We start from the raw sequence: 16,116 nt of genomic DNA on the forward strand, positions 1-16,116 counted from the left end.
CAACCCGGATTCTGACGAGAAGTCGTCTGACGAGCAGTCGGTCGAGACGAGCAATCGGTCGAGGAGATCCGGAAGGCATTCATGTCCACAGGAGTGTTCATCGTTCTGATCGTGATCGTCGTCGCGGCCCTCGCCGTGGGCGCGGTCACCCTGAACCGGCGGGCCGCCGGTACCCACGGCCCACGGAATCTGAAACGGCGGTTCGGGCCCGAGTACGAGCGGGCCGTCTCCCGTCACGACGGGGACACCAAGGCCGCCGACCACGAACTCGCCGAACGCGTCCAACGCCACGGCGACCTGCGGGAACGTCCGCTGGACCCCGCCGAGCGCGAACGGTTCGCGGCCCGCTGGGCAGCCGCGCAGGAACACTTCGTCGAGTCGCCGCAGCAGGCGGTCGCCGACGCGGACCTGCTCCTCGCCGAGCTGGCCGGCGCCCGTGGCTTCCCCGACGGCGGCCAGTACGAGGACCAGCTCGACGCGCTCTCCGTGCACCACGCCCAGCATGTGCACGGCTACCGGCGCGTGCACCACGCCGCCCACGAGAACCAGCCCGACACGGAGGAGATGCGCACGGCCATGATCGAGGCCCGCGCCTTCTTCGACGACCTGGTCGGCCAGCGGGAGCACCCCCGGCCGAAGTCCAAGTCGCGACTCAACAAGCTGCAGTTAAAGGGGAGTTGACCCACATGACGGACATCGAGAACCGGGACGTGAAGCGCCCGGACACGCAGACATCGAAGCCGGACCCGCAGACGGAGAAGCCGGACCTGCGTACGGGTAGGGACATGGGTAGGGACATGGGTACGGGCACCGACAAGGCCGACCCGCGCGCGGAGAAGCCGGCCGGCGCCCCCGCCGTACCGCCGCCGTCCGCCCCGCCGGCCCCCGCCCGGACCCACGAGGCGCGGCCGTCGTCGGCGCAGTCTTCCGAGCGGTCCTCCCACGGGGTCGCGCTGCTCGCGCAGGACGAACGGGACAAGCTCACGCTGCGGCTCCAGCACGCCGTCACCGGGTTCGTGGACGGTCCCCAGGACTCCGTCGAGGAGGCCGACCGCGTACTGGCGGAGGTCACCGAGCGGTTCACGGAGGCCGTGGAGCGCACCCGCCGGACCGTGCGCGGGTCCTGGCAGTCCGGTGGCGACACCGGCGACACCGAGAAGCTCCGCCTCGCCCTGCGCGACTACCGGGAACTGGCGGAACGCCTGCTCCACAGCTGAGACGGCCGAGCCCCCGGCTACTTCGCCCGAGCCTCCCGCCACTGCCGTACGACCTCGTCGACGTCGTACGGCTTGAGGCCCAGCGGGGGGCCGGGCGGCGGCTTGAACATCATGTCGCGGATCTTGGCGTTGATCTCCGTCAGGATCCGGCGGACCGCCCCCTCGGAGGGGGCCTTGTGCGCCGCCGCCAGCGCGTCCTCCGCCTCCTTGCGCAGGGCCAGCGTCGGCGGCAGGACCGACAGCCCCTCGCGGGCCATCTTCTGCTTGACCCACCACAGTTCGTCGTACGAGGTGTCAGGACCCTCGGACAGCGGCTTGCCCACTCCGGGAAGCTCCGCGAACTCCCCGCGCGCCTCCGCCTCGCGGATCTGTCTGTCGACCCAGGACTCGAAACTCACACCAGGTGGTTTGCGTTCGGTCATGTGTCCATTGTGCCGGACCTCGCACAACCGGACGATGGAGCGATTTATCATGCGGCGGCGGTACGGCAACATGGCTGCCGTACAGGGACTGTTCAGCAACGACTGTTCCGCGAGGACCGGTCGGGTCACTTCTTGTGACCGTTCAGAAGGAGCGCACGTGCTCGAACTCACCATGGCGACCGTCTCAGGGACGGAAGCCGGCGCCACGGCCGGCATGCTCATGGCCGAGGCGCCCAGCGAACCGGGGGCCATCATGCGGGTGGGCCGGGACAAGGCGGTGTGCCGGCTCGTCACCCCCGACGACTGGCTGTTCGTCTCACGGGTCCACCTGGAGTTCCTGTGCGGCCCCGACAACACCTGGCACCTCTCGTGGCTCCAGGGCTCCCAGTCCGACCCGTCCTCCGAGGTCCGGCTGGTGGTCGGCGAGTACGCCCAGACCGTGCCGTACGGCGGGAGCGTGCCGCTGCCCCGGGGCGGTGCCGGAGAGATCATCGTCCAGGACCGCACCGGGCCGCGCAGCGTCAACGTGGGCTTCTACCACGAGGGTTGAGGCCGGGCGGGGACTCCCGGTTACGCCACGACCCGCGCCAGCGCGAAGCCGTCGTACCCCTTGCTGCCCACCGTCTGGACCGCCGTGCCGCTCAACCTCGGGTGCTCGGCGATGAGTTGGAGGGCGGCGCGGGTGCCGCGCACGCTCGGGTCGGTGGAGTCCGGGTCGGTCACCGCGCCCTCGCGCACCACGTTGTCGACGATGATCAGGCTGCCCGTGGTGGTGAGCCGCAGCGCCCACTCCACGTAGTGCGGGTTGTTGACCTTGTCGGCGTCGATGAAGACCAGGTCGAAGGGCTCGGGGTTCTCGTCGGCCAGCTTGGGCAGCGACTCCAGGGCGGGGCCCGTGCGCACCTCGGCGATGGTGTCGAGGCCGGCCCGGGCGAGGTTGCGGCGGGCCACCTCGGCGTGCTTCCCGTCGTACTCCAGGGTGACCAGCCGGCCGTCGGCCGGGAGCGCGCGGCCCAGCCAGATGGTGCTGTAGCCGCCGAGCGTGCCGATCTCCAGGATGTTGCGGGCGCCCTGGACCTGGGCGAGCAGCTGGAGCAGCTTGCCCTGGTTCGCCGCGACGTTGATGGGCGGCAGCCCCTCCGCGTCGCTGTCGCGCAGTGCCGCCTCCAGGGCTTCGTCGGCCGGAGCCAGGAGAGCGGTGAAGTAGTCGTCGACGTCATCCCAGCGCTGGGACTCGCTCATGAGAAGTCGTACCTTCCGTTCGGGACCGAGGTGCGAGGTTGCGAAGTACGGGGTGCTGAGCAAAAAGTGTGTGCCGGGTCATTTGTAGCCCTCACGGGCGACCACGTCGGTGATCTGCGCCTCGTCGAGTTCGCTGATCGTCTCGCCCGCACGCGGGTCGCGGGCGTGCAGCGTGTGCAGCAGCGGGCCGTGCGGCGAGCCCAGGTCGACGAGCGTGGCCGAGGCCCCGCGCACCGCCCGTCCCGTGTCCGGCGGGCCGGTCAGGTCGATCCGGTTGTACACCCCCGGCGTCACCCACACCGGCACCGCCTCCAGGAACCCCATGAGCTGGACGTGGAAGTGCCCGCACAGGATCAGCCGTACGTCGCTGCCGCGCACGGCGTCGGCCAGGTCCGCCGGGTTGCCCAGCCCCAGCGCCTTCTGCAGCGCGTTGTCGAGGACGACCGGCGGATGGTGCAGCACGACCGTCGTGCCGTGCGGTGCCGGGGTGCGCAACAGCTCACGCAGCCAGGCCAGTTGGGCGGCGCCAAGATACCCGTACACCTTGCCGGGGACGAGCGAGTCGAGCGTGACGATCCGGTGGCCGTCGACCGTACTGGCCGCCGCCAACTCGCCCTCGGGGGAGGAGAACCGGGCTTCGGCCCGGTCCTGTCCCGCCGCATCCAGGTGCCCGCTGCCCAGCGCCTTCGCGAAGGCCGTGCGTTCGTCGTGGTTGCCGGTGGTGCAGAACACCGGGATGCCCCGCTCCCGGGCGAACGCGCCCACGAGGTCCCGTACGACCGCGTACTCCTCGGGAGCCCCGCTGTCCGCGAGATCCCCGCTGACGACGACGGCCCCGAGGCCCGTGAGATGCCGTGCGTCGGTCAGCATCCGGTCCAGCGACTCGGTGGTGTCGACGCTGTGCCGGTTGGGCGCGCCGGCGTGGTTGATGTGCGTGTCGGAGAGATGCAGGATCCGCATCCGGTCGACGCTACTCCCGCCCGCATGCGGGGAGCCGGGAATTTCCGGTGAGGCCGGGCGGGGAGCGGTGGGACGGACCATGGTCGTCTTCGGGCGGGTGGTGTCCGATCCGGCCTGAAACCGGGCGGTTTCCCGTCTCTGTGTGATCTGGGTCGCGATCGGGGGAGGGAAGTGAACCCCGGGCCCGCTATCGTCATCCGGACAAAAAGCAGGGGCCTCTCAGGTAAAGAGGGGGTTGCTCGCGTCTCTCATCGGAGCCAGTGCGATTCTCTTGGGATTCATACAGGATGAGACGCGTGGGACGCATGGTGCCCATGGTGTCCATGGGGCGTACGGGACGAAACGGGGCGGGAGGCCTACGGCGCGTGGCAAACGCAGAGCACGGTGGTAGAGCGGGAGGTGCCTTCGGAGTGGGCGCCACCGGGACCGCGCAGGCACGGCTGAAGGCGGCCCGCGTGGCGCTCTGGCTCTTCGTCGCCGTCCTCGCGGTACGACAGGTGGCCGCCGTCCTCAGTACCCCGAAGGCGGACCGGCTGACGGATCTGGAGACCTGGGTCGGGCCCAACGGCGTCCTGCATGTGAACGGCTCGCTCTACGACTCGACGCAGTTCACCGGCACGCCCTTCGGCGGACTCGTCCTCAAGCCGCTCACCCGGGCCGCCGAGCAGGCGCTCGGCTGGGGCTGGACCTTCGGCTCGCTGCTCCTGGTCGTCGCGCTCGGCGCGGTCGCCGCCCGGGCCCTGCCCAAGCCGGTGACCCGCCGCTCCTCGCTGCTCGCCGCGCCCGTCGCGATCAGCCTGCTGATGCTGTCGCTGCCCGTGCGCAACGCCCTCCACCTCGGCCAGACCAGCATCATCCCCGTCCTGCTGGTCCTGCTCGGCTGCTTCGTCGCCCGTGAGGAACGCGCCGCCGGCGCCCTGATCGGCCTCGCGGCGGCCCTCCAGCCGACCGTGCTGCTCTTCGCGCCGCTGCTGTGGTTCACGGGCCGGCGCCGGGCCGCCGCCTCCGCCGGGATCACGTTCGCCGCCTGCACCGCGCTCGCGTGGGTCACGATGGCGGACGACTCCTACACCTACTGGGTGCACCACATGGGCGGGGTCGGCCTCGGCGGCGCCGCCGACGACCTCGCCAACCAGTCCCTGCACGGCGCGCTGCTGCGGCTGGGCGTCGAGGGGCCGCTCGAAATCACCCTGTTCCTGGTGCTGGGTGCCGGGGTCGCCGTCCTCGGGCTGCGGCGGGCGGTGCGGTACGCCCAGGACGGGCAGTTGCTGCTGGCGGTCGCGATCACCGGCTGCGCGGCCATCGCCGTGTCGCCGACCACCTGGCAGCACCAGTTGCTGTGGCTGCTGCTCGCGGTCGTCGGGCGGGTCGGCAAGCGGGCCTCCGACCGCTACATGTGGCCGGTCGCCGTCGTCATCGTGATGACGCTGCCCGCCAAGATGGTCATCCCGAACATGGGCGCGCTGTACCCGGTCCGCGACAACATCGTGCTGCTGGCCGCGATCGCCGCCGCGACCGTCGTACCGTTCCTGTCCCGGACCTCGGAGCACTACCGCAGACCGATCCCCACGGACTACGCGGCGCCGGTACCCGCCCGCTTCAAGCGGGTTCCGCTGCTGCCGTTCATGCGCCGGGTGCTCACCCGCCCGAACCTGCTGCTCGAACTGCTGCTGATCCGGGTCACGTACGCCGCCTACCAGAAGGTCCGGCTCGCCGCGACCGGCGGGACGACCACCGGCGGGCGGTCCACCGCCGAGGCCAACGGTCACCAGATCCATGACATCGAGAAGTTCCTGCACATCGACATCGAGCACTGGGTCAACCACGCGGTCGTGAAGGTCGACTGGCTGCGGAACTTCTTCGACTTCTACTACACGTCGTTCCACTTCGTGGTGCCGCTGAGTGTGCTGGGTGTTCTGTACTGGCGGCGGCCTGTCGACTACCGCTGGGCCCGCGCGTCTCTCGGTTTCGCCACGCTGCTCGCCCTGATCGGGTTCTGGCTCTACCCGCTGGCGCCGCCGCGCCTGATGCCGGGCCTCGGCGTCATCGACACCGTGCACGGCGTGCAGGACTTCTCCAAGCCGGACTACGGCACGCTCACCGCCCTGACCAACCAGTACGCCGCGATGCCCTCGCTGCACTTCGGGTGGTCGCTGTGGTGCGGGCTCGTCATCGCCATCGTCGCGCCCAAGTGGTGGATGAAGGCGCTGGGCCTGCTGCATCCGTTCTTCACCGTCTCCGCGATCGTCGCCACCGGCAACCACTGGGTGCTGGACGCGGTGGGCGGCGCGGCGGTGGTCCTCGCCGGGTTCGGGCTGTCGTACGTGTTCATGGGGCCGCGCGCCCGTACGGTCGTGGCGGCGGCGGAGAAGGACGACGAGCCGCAGCTCACCTCGGCGGCGACAAGCCGGAACTGACCCGGTACCCGGTACCCGGTCGGTCGGTCACCGGGAGCGGGGCAGCGCCAGCCGCTCCTGGAGCCTGGCGTGGCGGAACTGGTACACCGGGCCCGTCGCCCGCAGGAGGTTGCGGCGGCGGGCGTCCTCCAGGAAGGCCATCAGGCGTACGGGGGTGCCCTCGGCCGCGGAGAGCTGTACCGCGGTCATGGCCGTGGCGACTCCCAGGTTGGTCACGGGACCCGACACGAGGCCGATCCACAGACCCGCGCCGACGCCGAGCGGGGCGCCGGCCCAGAAACCGTGCTGCCAGGTGGAGATGGGCACGAAGAGCAGGGCGACCGCGAGGCCGACCAGCAGACCGAGCAGGAGCCGCAGCCTGATGTGGTGCAGCCACACCTCCCGGGGGCCGACGGACCGGCTGTCCACCACGGGCGGGGCGGTGTGGTCGTGGTCCTGCTTGACATCGTCGAACCAGCGCTTCGCGCCACGGCCGAGGAAGTTCCCGGCGACGAGTTCGATGCCGCGGCCGTAGATCAGGGTCGTGGCGAAGCCGGTCGGAATCGTGGAGAGGAAGCAGAGCCAGGCGGGCAGGCCGGGGTCCATCAGTGGCACGACCCCGAGGCACAGCCATATTGCGACCGCCGTCACGAGCCACTGGACGACGCCCCTCCGGACGGCCGTACGGCCGAATATGTCCCGCCATCCGGCGCTCGGCAACGGCTGCGGATCGCCGCTGCGGAGGCTGAGCAGCCCGGCCACGCACCCGGACGCGATCGCCGAGACGGGCCCCATCACGCCCGCCCACACGGGACCCGACAGCCGCAGGGACAGGAAGAAGGTGGCCACGCCGTACACCAGACCGACGACGGCTCCGACGGCGATCGCCCGGGGGCGGCGGTCCGTCCAGCTGGGGATGTGCCACCAGAGCAGATCGCGCGTGCCCTGCTCGGTGAGGCGGACGGCCAGATGACGCAGGGCCCGGTCGGCCGCCTCGGGGGAGTGCCGGGGGCGCGGCCGTCCCGGCCGGGCGGTGTACGCGGCGATGACGGCGTGGTCGAGGAGATGGTCCTCGACGGCGCGGGGGGTGGGGAAGCGGGCAGGGTCGAGGAGTTCGTCGACCGGGTCGGAGTCGCCGTAGACGTCACGCAGGAGGCTGATGGCGAGGGGACTGGAGAGGGCGCGGGCGACGACGCTGTCAGGTGCGTCGAGGAGTGCGTCCGTGAGCGCCTTCCAGTCGGGCGGGGGCGGGTCGGGGAGCGGGCCGAGGAGATACGCGGCGGCGTCGGCGGGGCGCACGGGAAGGATCTCCAGCGCCACGGCACCGCTCAGCCGGGCCCGCCTGGAGGCGAGCACGGCCTCCTTGGAGCGGGACACGAGGACGAGGCGGAAGTCGGCGGACTCCAGCGCGCTCACCATGGCTGTACGCAGCTTGCCGCCGACCTCGTCCAGGGCGTCCAGGAACAGCGCGATACGGCCGGACTCCAGCAGTTCGAGCGCGCGGACGCGGCCGCCCCGGCCCCGGAACAGGGTGTACTCGCGGGACAGTTGGCCCGCCGCCCAGTCGGCCGGGCTCTCGGCGGCCGGGTCCCAGCCGTGCAGCGACAGCAGCACCGGCACGGGGACGAGGCGACGGAGGTCCGGCGAGGCGGTGTTCGCGCGGTACCGGAGCGCGTCGAGGAGCAGGAGCACGGCGGCGGCCGTCTTGCCGGCCGCGGGCGGGCCGACGAGGAGGAGCCGCCCGGAGGCCAACCCGCCGTAGACGGCGTGCAGTTCGCCCGGACCTCCGCCCTCCCGCAGGTCGTCGCGGGTGGCGGTGGCGAGGCCCGGCAGCGGGGCGAAGCGGGCGCGGGCGCCCTCGGCGGTGGCGCCGGTGACCCGGCCGGCCACCTTGCGGTCGCTCACCTGCCAGCGGACGGGCAGCGGGGCGGGTTCGAGGAGCCGGCGGAGTCCGGCCTCCCGCTCCCACTGGCGGCGCACGACCGTGGCCAGTTCGTCGGCCGCCGCGTCGAGGGGAGTGGGCGGGGTGACGTCGTAGCGGACGTTCATGGTGTTGCCGGTGCCGACCTGGAGGGCGGTGGGGCCGTGGAAGGTGTTGCCCTTCAACTCCGTTGATCCGACCGGGTTGTTCGGATTTTCTGGGTTGGCCGGCTCATCGGGTGCTTCGGTCGGTCTGTCCGGGTCGGTGTCGGTCATCCGGTGGGTCCGGTGGGTCCGGTGGGTCCGGTGGGTCCGGTGGGTCCGGTGGGTCCGGTGGATCCGAAGTGGACGTCCTGGTGGTTGTGGTCGCCTACCTGGACCGCAGTGGGGCCGTGGAAGGTGTTGCCGGACACCACACCCCGGCCGGCCTGCTCCGGCGCCGACTCCTCGGCCAGCGCCCGGAGTTCGGCGACGAAGCGGTCGCGCTCGGGCTGCTCCAGACTCTCCAGCAGCGACTCGAACCGCCCCTGCCAGAGGCCTACTTGAAGATCCCGGACCCGCCCGGACTCCTCCTCGCCGGCGGCGTCCAGTACGGCGGCGGTCTGGTCGAGCCGCTCCAGCGCGTCGTTCTCCCGCGCCGGATCCCCACGGCCGATGATCCGGGCGCACCGGTCCCGGAACGCGGTCCACAGGTCCGAACTCGCGCTCTGCACAACCGTCGTGCCCGCCGCGGCGGCCGCCGCGATCATCGCCTCTGCCAGCATCTTCGGCCGCTCCCTTGATCCATACCGATGACGGGACCTTAGTTCACGGTGCCGTGTGGTGGGAGCGGCGTCGCCGCCGCCCGGAGCCGGTACTCGGTGGGCGGTACGCCGTAGGCGGTGCGGAAGGCGCGGCTGAAGTGGGCGGGGCGGGGCAGGCCCCAGCGGGCGGCGATGGTGTGCACGGGCACGGCGCGCAGGGCGGGGTCCGCCAGGTCGCGGCGGGCGCCTTCCAGCCGCCGGGTGCGGATCCAGGCGGCGACGGTCTCACTCTGCGTCTGGTCCTGCGTCTGATCCTGCGTCTGGTCCTGGAAGAGGCGGTGCAGGTAGCTGACGGAGATGTGATGGGCGGCGGCGATCACGGGCGGGGTGAGTTCCGGGTCGTGGAGGTTCTGCCGGATGAACGCCCGTATGCGTACGGTCAGGGTTCTGTCGCGGATCTCCGGGGGCAGGGCCGCCTCGGTGTCGAGCACATGGGCGAACCAGGCCAGCAGCAGGTCGAGCAGGGCGGTGCCCAGGCGTGGGGCGTCGGACGGGCGGAGGGAGTCGGCCTGCTGGTTCAGGCCGGTGAGGAAACCTGTCAGTACGGCGCCCACTCCGTCGCGTCCCGACATCCGTCTGCCCAGGAGGTCCCGGACCCGGTCCGGTGACGAGGGCAGCAGTATTTTCGGGAACTCGACCCCTACGCCTGTGACCATGCGCCGGTCCTGGTCTGCCGGGGGTCGGACGTCGTACGGCTGCGAGGTGTCGATCACGTACAGGTCCTGCGGGCCGTGGGTGTCGGTCCGGCCGGCGTGGTCCACTCCCAGGCCGCCGCCGAGCACCAGGGAGAGGTGGTACAGCTCCGGGTCGGACCGTCGCACCATCCGGGCGTCGCGGTGGAACCGGGTCGGCCGGAACGAGGCCGGCCACACCGTTACCGGGCCCAGCTCCAGCAGGCGCTGTTCCGCCCAGAAGTCGGTGGTGTAGTCGCTGCTCATGTCGCTGGGGGCGTGGGTTCGGCCGACCAGCTCCCGCCAGTAGTCGAAGCGGTGCTCCGCCGGTACGTCGTCGCTGCGGAACACTGTTCCGATCATCGTGTGTCACCTCGGTCCCGGTCTGCCTTGCTGGCTTGAACTGGTCTGTCCGAGAGCGTAATTGAGACTGGGGAGTCGTTGTTGGCTGCGAGCCGGTGGGGGCTGGTCGCGCAGTTCCCCGCGCCCCTGAAGGCGCTCCGCGCCCCCTAAAGACCCTCCGCGCCCCTCGATAGAAGTGCGGGCAGGTCCAGGGACTGGCGGTGTGAGCGGGCCAGTATGCGCGCGCACTCGATCGGGTTGTCCCGGACCGGGCCGCGCGTGACCGCCGCTCCCATCGCCCTCGCCCTGCGTAGGCGGTGGTCGTGCAGGAGGATCACGAAGCGGGTCAACGGGCGTTGTTCCTCGGGGAGTTCGTCGATGATCCTCGTCGCCTCGCGGAGTGTCGCGTGGGCCGTTGATGCTGTGGCCGAGAGGAGGGAGCGGACGCCTGGGAGGTTCCTGCCCTGTTCCAGGTCCTGTCGGGTGACGCCGTGTTTTTCCAGGTCGTCCGTCGGGAGGTAGAGGCGGCCGTCGCGGAGGTCCTCGGCCAGGTCTGTGAGGAAGTCTGTGCGCTGGCAGGCGTCTGCCAGGAGGCGGCAGCTGTCCGCGTACTCCTCGCTGCCGCCGCCCGGCATCGACAGGCCCGAGGTGATCATCAGGAACGGCCAGGTGAGGGTCTCGATGTACGCCTGGTAGTCGTCCTCGGTCGTGAACCCCGCGAAGTCCAGGTCGATCTGGGCGCCGACCAGGTACGAGTCCACCCAGGAGCGCGGGAGTTCGCGTTTCTCGGCGGTGTGGAGGAAGGCCCGGAGGAGAGGGTGGCTTGCCCTGCCCGTGTCCAGGGCCGTGCGCACCTGCTCGGCCCAGCCCTCGTAGCGGCGCGTGCGCTCCGGCACCGTGCCCTTGTCGCAGAGGTCGTCCGTGAACGACGCGAAGGCGTATCCGGCGAGGATGTGGGGCTGGAGGCGGTCCGGGATCAGCAGGCGTACCGCCAGGTGGCCGGCGGGTTCCCGGCTCAGCATGAACTGCTTGGCCTTCAGGTAGGCGGCGCGGTCACTGCCGCTGGTCACTCCCGCCGCGTCCAGACAACGTTGCCAGGATCGCACCGGCACGCCTCACCGTCGTAGTTGCAATTGCACGTGAAGTGTACGGCGGGTGGTGGGCGGAGGCAGGGGCGGGGCGTAGGGGTCAGCCCCTGCCTCACGTACGGACGGGCCGGCGGTGCCGGGAGGCCGCCGGCCCGAGTCTGGCGGGGTGGGGGTCAGCCGGCGCTCACCTGGAGTTCCTTGATTCCGTTGATCCATGCCGAGCGCAGGCGGCGTGGGTCTCCTACCAGGGTGAGGCCCGGCATCGCGTCGGCGAGTGCGTTGAAGATCAGGTCGATCTCCAGGGCGGCCAGGGACTTGCCGAGGCAGAAGTGCGGGCCTCCGCCGCCGAAGCCGAGGTGCGGATTGGGGTCGCGGGTGATGTCGAACACGTCCGGGGAGTCGAAGACCTCGGGGTCGCGGTTGGCGGAGGAGTAGAACAGGCCGACCCGGTCGCCCTCCTTGATCTTCTGGCCGCCCAACTCCGTGTCCTGGGTGGCTGTTCGCTGGAAGGAGACGATGGGGCTCGCCCAGCGGACGATCTCCTCGGCGGTGGTGGACGGGCGTTCGCGCTTGTACAGGTCCCACTGGTCGGGGTGGGTGAGGAAGGCGTGCATGCCGTGGGTGATCGCGTTCCGGGTCGTCTCGTTGCCCGCCACTGCCAGCATCAGGACGAAGAAGCCGAACTCGTCCGAGGCGAGGTTGCCCTCGTTCTCGGCGGCCACCAGCGTGGTGACGATGTCCTTCGCCGGGCACTGCTTGCGGTCGGCGGACATGTTCATGGCGTACGCGATGAGTTCCATGGCCGACTGCTGGCCGACCTCCTCGGTGATCGCGTACTCCGGATCGTCGTACGAGATCATCTTGTTGGACCACTCGAAGATCCTGAGCCGGTCCTCCTGCGGGATGCCGATCAGCTCGGCGATGGCCTGGAGGGGCAGTTCGCAGGCCACCTCGGTGACGAAGTCGAAGGGGCCCGTGCGGGCGGCGGCGTTCGCCGCTATCGCGAGCGCACGGTTGCGCAGGTTGTCCTCCAGGGCGCGGATCGCGCGCGGGGTGAAGCCGCGCTGCACGATCTGGCGGACGCGGGTGTGCTCGGGCGGGTCCATGTTCAGGAGGATCAGGCGCTGGGCGTCGATCGCGTCGCGCTCGATGTGCTCGTTGAAGCGGATGATCGCCGTGTTGGTGGTGGACGAGAACAACTCCGGGTGCGTGGACACGTACTTGACGTCCGCGTGCCGGGTCACCGCCCAGTAGCCGTCGTCGGAGAAGCCCGCGACACCGGGGTGCTGGGGCACCCAGTGGACCGGTTCGGTGGCGCGCAGCTCGGCGAACTCCGGGAGGGGCACGCGGTGTTGGAGCACATCGGGGTCGGTGAAGTCGAACCCTGCGGGCATCGCGGGGCAGTGCGCCATCGGAAAACTCCCGTCATCCGAACGGTATCTGACGGCATCTGACGGTCCATCAGGAATATGGTGCCGTGAAGGTAGTAACGGGTTCTACAAGAGGCAAGGGGCACGACGAACCCAATTCCGGGCGCCGCTTGTGGTATCAGGCGCTGCAAGGGGGTTGCGGTGTCGGACGGCCCGTCAGCAGACTGCAAGCAGAACTAGAACGCGTACTAGTTCTGCGTGGCGGGTGGCCGGGACGCCCGCGCCGCGCGGGTGACCTGAGGAGAGGAACTCCCCACCATGGCCGCGGAACCCGTGATCGTCGAAGCCGTACGCACCCCCATCGGCAGGCGCGGCGGCGCGCTTGCCAACCTGCACCCCGCCTATCTGCTGGGCGAGACCTACCGCGAGATCCTGGGCCGCACCGGCATCCCCGCCGACTGCGTCGAACAGATCGTCGGCGGCGCGGTCACCCAGGTCGGCGAACAGTCCGCCAACCCCACCCGCACGGCCTGGCTGACCATGGGCCTGCCGTACGAGACGGCCGCGACGACGGTCAACGCCCAGTGCGGCTCCTCCCAGCAGGCCTCGCACATGGTCGCCAACATGATCTCGGCGGGCGTCATCGACGTCGGCATCAGCTGCGGGGTCGAGGCCATGTCGCGGGTGCCGCTGGGGTCCGCCTCCAAGCACGGTCCGGGCAAGCCCTTCCCCGACGAGTGGAACGTGGATCTGCCCAACCAGTTCGAGGCGGCCGAGCGGATCGCCCGACGGCGGGGGCTGACCCGGGAGAACGTGGACGCGCTGGGACTCGTGTCGCAGGAGCGGGCGGCCGTCGCTTGGGCCGAGGAGCGGTTCAAGCGGGAGACCTTCGCCGTCCAGGTGCCCACCACGGAGGAGGAGCAGGGCGCCGGACAGGGCATGTGGCGGCTCGTCGACCGCGACGAGGGGCTGCGGGACACCTCCGCGGAGGCGCTGGCCCGGCTCAAGCCGATCATGCCGACCGCCGTGCACACGGCGGGCAACTCCTCCCAGATCAGCGACGGTTCGGCCGCGCTGCTGTGGGCGTCGAAGCGGATGGCCCGGGCGCTGAAGCTGCGGCCGAGGGCGCGCGTGGTGGCCCAGGCGCTGGTGGGCGCCGACCCGCACTTCCATCTGGACGGTCCCGTCGACGCCACGCGCGCGGTGCTCGGCAAGGCGGGCATGACCCTGAAGGACATCGACCTGATCGAGATCAACGAGGCGTTCGCCTCGGTCGTGCTGAGCTGGACGCAGGTCTTCGGACAGGACCTGGACAAGGTGAACGTGAACGGCGGGGCCATCGCCCTCGGGCATCCGGTCGGGGCGACCGGCGCCCGGCTGATCGCCACGGCGCTCCATGAACTGGAGCGCGCGGACAAGGAGTTCGCCCTGATCACCATGTGTGCGGGCGGGGCGCTCGCCACGGGGACGATCATCCAGCGGCTCTGACAGCGACTCTGAGATTCCGAGAGAAGGTCACCCTAAGAAGTAGGGATCACCCGCAGAGGGGGGTGTCCTGACGTTTTCCTGTGCCCTGCGCATCCATTGGATTACCGTGCGTGAGACTCCATGGGTGCCGCAGGGAAGGGCGCGATGTCACAGCGACCACAGCGACGTACGGTGACGAGTCGCAGTCAGGAGCCACGGGCCCGGTTCGCCGAGGAGCTGAAGGCGCTGCGGGAGAAGCGCGGGGACAGCCTGCGGCAGCTGGGCGACAAGGTGGGCTGGGACTTCTCGCTCTTCGGGAAGATGGAGCACGGGCACACGCTGGGCAGCGCGGACGTGGTGCTGGCGCTGGACCAGTACTTCGGCGCCGACGGGTTCCTGGTGGCGCTGTGGGAGCTGGCGCTCGGCGACAAGTCCGAGTTCAAGGAGCAGTACCGCGAGTACATGCAGCTGGAGTCCGAGGCGGTGAGCCTGTGGCACTTCGGCGTCACCAGGATTCCGGGCATGCTCCAGACCCGTGGCTACGCGACCGAAGTGCTCGCGGCGGGCGACATCCGGGGTGCGGAGCTCGTCCAGCAGGTCGAGGCGAGGCTCGGCCGGGCCGAGCTGCTGACCGGGGAGGGCGGGGGCCCGCACTTCCGCACCATCCTGTACGAGGCTGTCCTGCGCGTGGCGCTGCGTGAACGGGGCGCGTGGCGTGAGCAGTTGGAGTATCTGCTGAAGGTCTCCGAGCTGCCTTACGTCACGATCCAGGTGCTCCCGTTCAGTGCGGGACCGTGCAGCCTGGACAGCACCGACGTGATGTTCCTGAAGCTGCGGGACGGCCGCACGTTCGCCTACGTGGAGACCGCCCACTGGGGCGAACTCGTCCAGGAACACGCCCCGGTTGACCGGCTGCAGCACGCATACGATGCGCTGCGCGACCTGGCTCTGTCCCCCGCCGGGTCGCGCACGTACATCGGGCAGCTGCTGGAGGAAGTACCGTGCGTTCCATCGACCTGAAGGTTGCGACGTGGCGCCGGAGCAGCTACAGCAACTCCGAGGGCGGCCAGTGTCTCGAGGTCGCCGACGACCTGCCCGTCGTACCGGTCCGTGACTCCAAGAAGCCGGACATTCCCGCCCTGGTATTCCCCGCCCCGGCCTGGGCCTCCTTCGTGGCCGCCGTTCGAACCTGATCGAAACCCTGTGCGTACGCACGGGCTGGGCTAGCCTCGTTCTGCCAGCTGGGAAGCTGGGCGAACTGGTTTACGCAGCACATCATTTCGGGGGTTCCGTGACGGACGAAGCTGCCGCACTGCGGCAGACCGGCGCCGCGCCGCTGCGTCCCGCCGACCCCGAACGCGTCGGCCCCTACGTCCCGTTGGCGCTGCTCGGCAGCGGTGGCATGGGACGCGTCTACCTCGCCCGCCCCTCGGACGACGGCCCCGGCCTCTTCGCGGTCAAGGTGATCCGCCCCGAGTACGCCGAGGACCCCACCTTCCGACGCCGGTTCGAACACGAGGCCCTGGTCCACGGCCGGGTCCGTACACCGCGCGCGCCGAGGCTGTGCGGTACGGGGTTCCAGGACGAGCTGCTGTGGATGGCCACGGAGTATCTCCCCGCGCTCGATCTGGCGGACGCCGTCCGGGAGGGCGGTGCCCTGGAGCCGGGTGCCGTCTGGCGGCTGGTCGCGGAGCTGGGGCAGGCGCTGGCCGACCTCGCCGCGACGGGGATCGTGCACCGGGACCTGAAGCCGTCCAACGTGCTGCTGTCCCTCGGCGGCGCCCATGTCATCGACTTCGGCATCTCCAAGGCCGCCGACGCGAGTTCGATCACCGGCACCGGCAACCGGGTCGGCACGCCCGCCTACATGTCCCCCGAGTATCTGCGCACCGGCCACTGCGACGCGGCCTCCGACGTGTTCTCGCTCGCCGGGACACTGATCTACGCGGCGGCGGGCCGGGCCCCCTTCGGCGACGGCACCGGCGTCGACGTGATGCACCGGGTCGCCTTCGAGGAACCCGCCGCCGAGGTGATCGGCACGATCACGGCAGCCGACCCGGCCCTCGGCACCCTACTGTCGGCCTGCCTGGCCAAGGACCCCGGCCGACGCCCGACGCCCGCGGCGCTGATCGAGGCGGCGGCGTCCGCCCGGAGGACGACCGCCGGAACCCCGGCAGCAGAGCAGGCGGGCGGGGACGGTCGGCGTGGACATGGGGAG

General features: G+C 70.7%; 15 protein-coding genes and 1 pseudogene. 8 read left to right on the forward strand and 8 right to left on the reverse strand.

The window, feature by feature from the left end:
- Positions 1 to 81 precede the first annotated feature (81 nt).
- Both LUX31_RS35930 and LUX31_RS35935 read left to right on the forward strand, forming a co-directional pair.
- Complete coding sequence (locus tag LUX31_RS35930; protein ID WP_235479477.1) at positions 82 to 681, forward strand: hypothetical protein; 600 nt, start codon at positions 82 to 84, stop codon at positions 679 to 681.
- 5 nt (positions 682 to 686) lie between these two features.
- Entirely contained in the window at positions 687 to 1,217 is a 531-nt protein-coding gene (locus LUX31_RS35935; RefSeq protein ID WP_235479478.1) for a hypothetical protein, read from the forward strand.
- A 17-nt stretch (positions 1,218 to 1,234) separates the two neighbouring features.
- Here LUX31_RS35935 and LUX31_RS35940 read toward each other — a convergent pair whose 3' ends face one another.
- Positions 1,235 to 1,639 carry a J-domain-containing protein gene (locus LUX31_RS35940; protein WP_235479479.1) on the reverse strand — a complete coding sequence of 135 codons (405 nt, stop codon included), beginning with the start codon at positions 1,637 to 1,639 and terminating at the stop codon, positions 1,235 to 1,237.
- Positions 1,640 to 1,796: 157 nt separating this feature from the next.
- Between LUX31_RS35940 and LUX31_RS35945 the strand changes: the two genes are divergently transcribed.
- Positions 1,797 to 2,189, forward strand: a complete 393-nt coding sequence (locus LUX31_RS35945) for a hypothetical protein (RefSeq protein ID WP_235479480.1) — start codon at positions 1,797 to 1,799, stop codon at positions 2,187 to 2,189.
- Positions 2,190 to 2,209: 20 nt separating this feature from the next.
- Here the strand turns inward: LUX31_RS35945 and LUX31_RS35950 are convergent, their stop codons facing one another.
- Both LUX31_RS35950 and LUX31_RS35955 read right to left on the reverse strand, forming a co-directional pair.
- Complete coding sequence (locus LUX31_RS35950) at positions 2,210 to 2,881, reverse strand: O-methyltransferase (RefSeq protein WP_235479481.1); 672 nt, start codon at positions 2,879 to 2,881, stop codon at positions 2,210 to 2,212.
- A gap of 78 nt (positions 2,882 to 2,959) precedes the next feature.
- Positions 2,960 to 3,841 (reverse strand): metallophosphoesterase family protein, encoded by an 882-nt coding sequence (locus tag LUX31_RS35955; RefSeq protein WP_235479482.1) that lies wholly within the window; start codon positions 3,839 to 3,841, stop codon positions 2,960 to 2,962.
- Positions 3,842 to 4,206: 365 nt separating this feature from the next.
- On the opposite strand from LUX31_RS35955, the gene LUX31_RS35960 reads away from it, so the two are divergent.
- On the forward strand, positions 4,207 to 6,258 hold the full coding sequence (locus tag LUX31_RS35960; RefSeq protein WP_235479483.1) for a bifunctional glycosyltransferase 87/phosphatase PAP2 family protein: 2,052 nt from the start codon (positions 4,207 to 4,209) through the stop codon (positions 6,256 to 6,258).
- Between the two features lie 27 nt (positions 6,259 to 6,285).
- Here the strand turns inward: LUX31_RS35960 and LUX31_RS35965 are convergent, their stop codons facing one another.
- The 5 genes from LUX31_RS35965 to LUX31_RS35985 form a co-directional block, all read right to left on the reverse strand.
- Positions 6,286 to 8,433, reverse strand: a complete 2,148-nt coding sequence (locus tag LUX31_RS35965; RefSeq protein ID WP_235479484.1) for a hypothetical protein — start codon at positions 8,431 to 8,433, stop codon at positions 6,286 to 6,288.
- Positions 8,430 to 8,921: a hypothetical protein gene (locus LUX31_RS35970; RefSeq protein ID WP_235480214.1), complete on the reverse strand. Its 492-nt coding sequence runs from the start codon at positions 8,919 to 8,921 to the stop codon at positions 8,430 to 8,432. Before LUX31_RS35970 ends, LUX31_RS35965 begins: the two co-directional genes overlap by 4 nt.
- 38 nt (positions 8,922 to 8,959) lie before the next feature.
- Entirely contained in the window at positions 8,960 to 9,994 is a 1,035-nt protein-coding gene (locus tag LUX31_RS35975; protein WP_235479485.1) for a helix-turn-helix transcriptional regulator, read from the reverse strand.
- Positions 9,995 to 10,140: 146 nt separating this feature from the next.
- A complete protein-coding gene (locus LUX31_RS35980; protein WP_235479486.1) occupies positions 10,141 to 11,043 on the reverse strand; it encodes a phytoene/squalene synthase family protein in 903 nt (300 codons plus the stop codon).
- A 191-nt stretch (positions 11,044 to 11,234) separates the two neighbouring features.
- A complete protein-coding gene (locus LUX31_RS35985) occupies positions 11,235 to 12,473 on the reverse strand; it encodes a cytochrome P450 (RefSeq protein ID WP_235479487.1) in 1,239 nt (412 codons plus the stop codon).
- A 276-nt stretch (positions 12,474 to 12,749) separates the two neighbouring features.
- Here LUX31_RS35985 and LUX31_RS35990 point away from each other — a divergent pair, with 276 nt between their 5' ends.
- From LUX31_RS35990 to LUX31_RS36005, 4 genes and pseudogenes are all read left to right on the forward strand, one after another.
- Entirely contained in the window at positions 12,750 to 13,919 is a 1,170-nt protein-coding gene (locus LUX31_RS35990; protein WP_235479488.1) for a steroid 3-ketoacyl-CoA thiolase, read from the forward strand.
- Between the two features lie 144 nt (positions 13,920 to 14,063).
- Complete coding sequence (locus LUX31_RS35995) at positions 14,064 to 14,918, forward strand: helix-turn-helix domain-containing protein (RefSeq protein WP_235479489.1); 855 nt, start codon at positions 14,064 to 14,066, stop codon at positions 14,916 to 14,918.
- Positions 14,900 to 15,091 carry a DUF397 domain-containing protein gene (locus LUX31_RS36000; RefSeq protein ID WP_235479490.1) on the forward strand — a complete coding sequence of 64 codons (192 nt, stop codon included), beginning with the start codon at positions 14,900 to 14,902 and terminating at the stop codon, positions 15,089 to 15,091. Before LUX31_RS35995 ends, LUX31_RS36000 begins: the two co-directional genes overlap by 19 nt.
- 119 nt (positions 15,092 to 15,210) lie before the next feature.
- A pseudogene (locus LUX31_RS36005) lies at positions 15,211 to 16,056 on the forward strand (serine/threonine-protein kinase); the annotation flags it as partial.
- Positions 16,057 to 16,116 lie beyond the last annotated feature (60 nt).

It is taken from the genome of Streptomyces sp. GQFP, from assembly GCF_021545335.1.
Classification (GTDB): Bacteria; Actinomycetota; Actinomycetes; order Streptomycetales; family Streptomycetaceae; genus Streptomyces.

Excerpts from the sequence above, each read along its gene's own strand:
- LUX31_RS35930 (WP_235479477.1), top strand. The coding sequence starts at position 82 with ATGTCCACAGGAGTGTTCATCGTTCTGATCGTGATCGTCGTCGCGGCC.
- LUX31_RS35935 (WP_235479478.1), top strand. The coding sequence starts at position 687 with ATGACGGACATCGAGAACCGGGACGTGAAGCGCCCGGACACGCAGACA.
- LUX31_RS35940 (WP_235479479.1), bottom strand. The coding sequence starts at position 1,639 with ATGACCGAACGCAAACCACCTGGTGTGAGTTTCGAGTCCTGGGTCGAC.
- LUX31_RS35950 (WP_235479481.1), bottom strand. The coding sequence starts at position 2,881 with ATGAGCGAGTCCCAGCGCTGGGATGACGTCGACGACTACTTCACCGCT.
- LUX31_RS35955 (WP_235479482.1), bottom strand. The coding sequence starts at position 3,841 with ATGCGGATCCTGCATCTCTCCGACACGCACATCAACCACGCCGGCGCG.
- LUX31_RS35965 (WP_235479484.1), bottom strand. The coding sequence starts at position 8,433 with ATGACCGACACCGACCCGGACAGACCGACCGAAGCACCCGATGAGCCG.
- LUX31_RS35970 (WP_235480214.1), bottom strand. The coding sequence starts at position 8,921 with ATGCTGGCAGAGGCGATGATCGCGGCGGCCGCCGCGGCGGGCACGACG.
- LUX31_RS35975 (WP_235479485.1), bottom strand. The coding sequence starts at position 9,994 with ATGATCGGAACAGTGTTCCGCAGCGACGACGTACCGGCGGAGCACCGC.
- LUX31_RS35985 (WP_235479487.1), bottom strand. The coding sequence starts at position 12,473 with ATGGCGCACTGCCCCGCGATGCCCGCAGGGTTCGACTTCACCGACCCC.
- LUX31_RS35990 (WP_235479488.1), top strand. The coding sequence starts at position 12,750 with ATGGCCGCGGAACCCGTGATCGTCGAAGCCGTACGCACCCCCATCGGC.
- LUX31_RS35995 (WP_235479489.1), top strand. The coding sequence starts at position 14,064 with ATGTCACAGCGACCACAGCGACGTACGGTGACGAGTCGCAGTCAGGAG.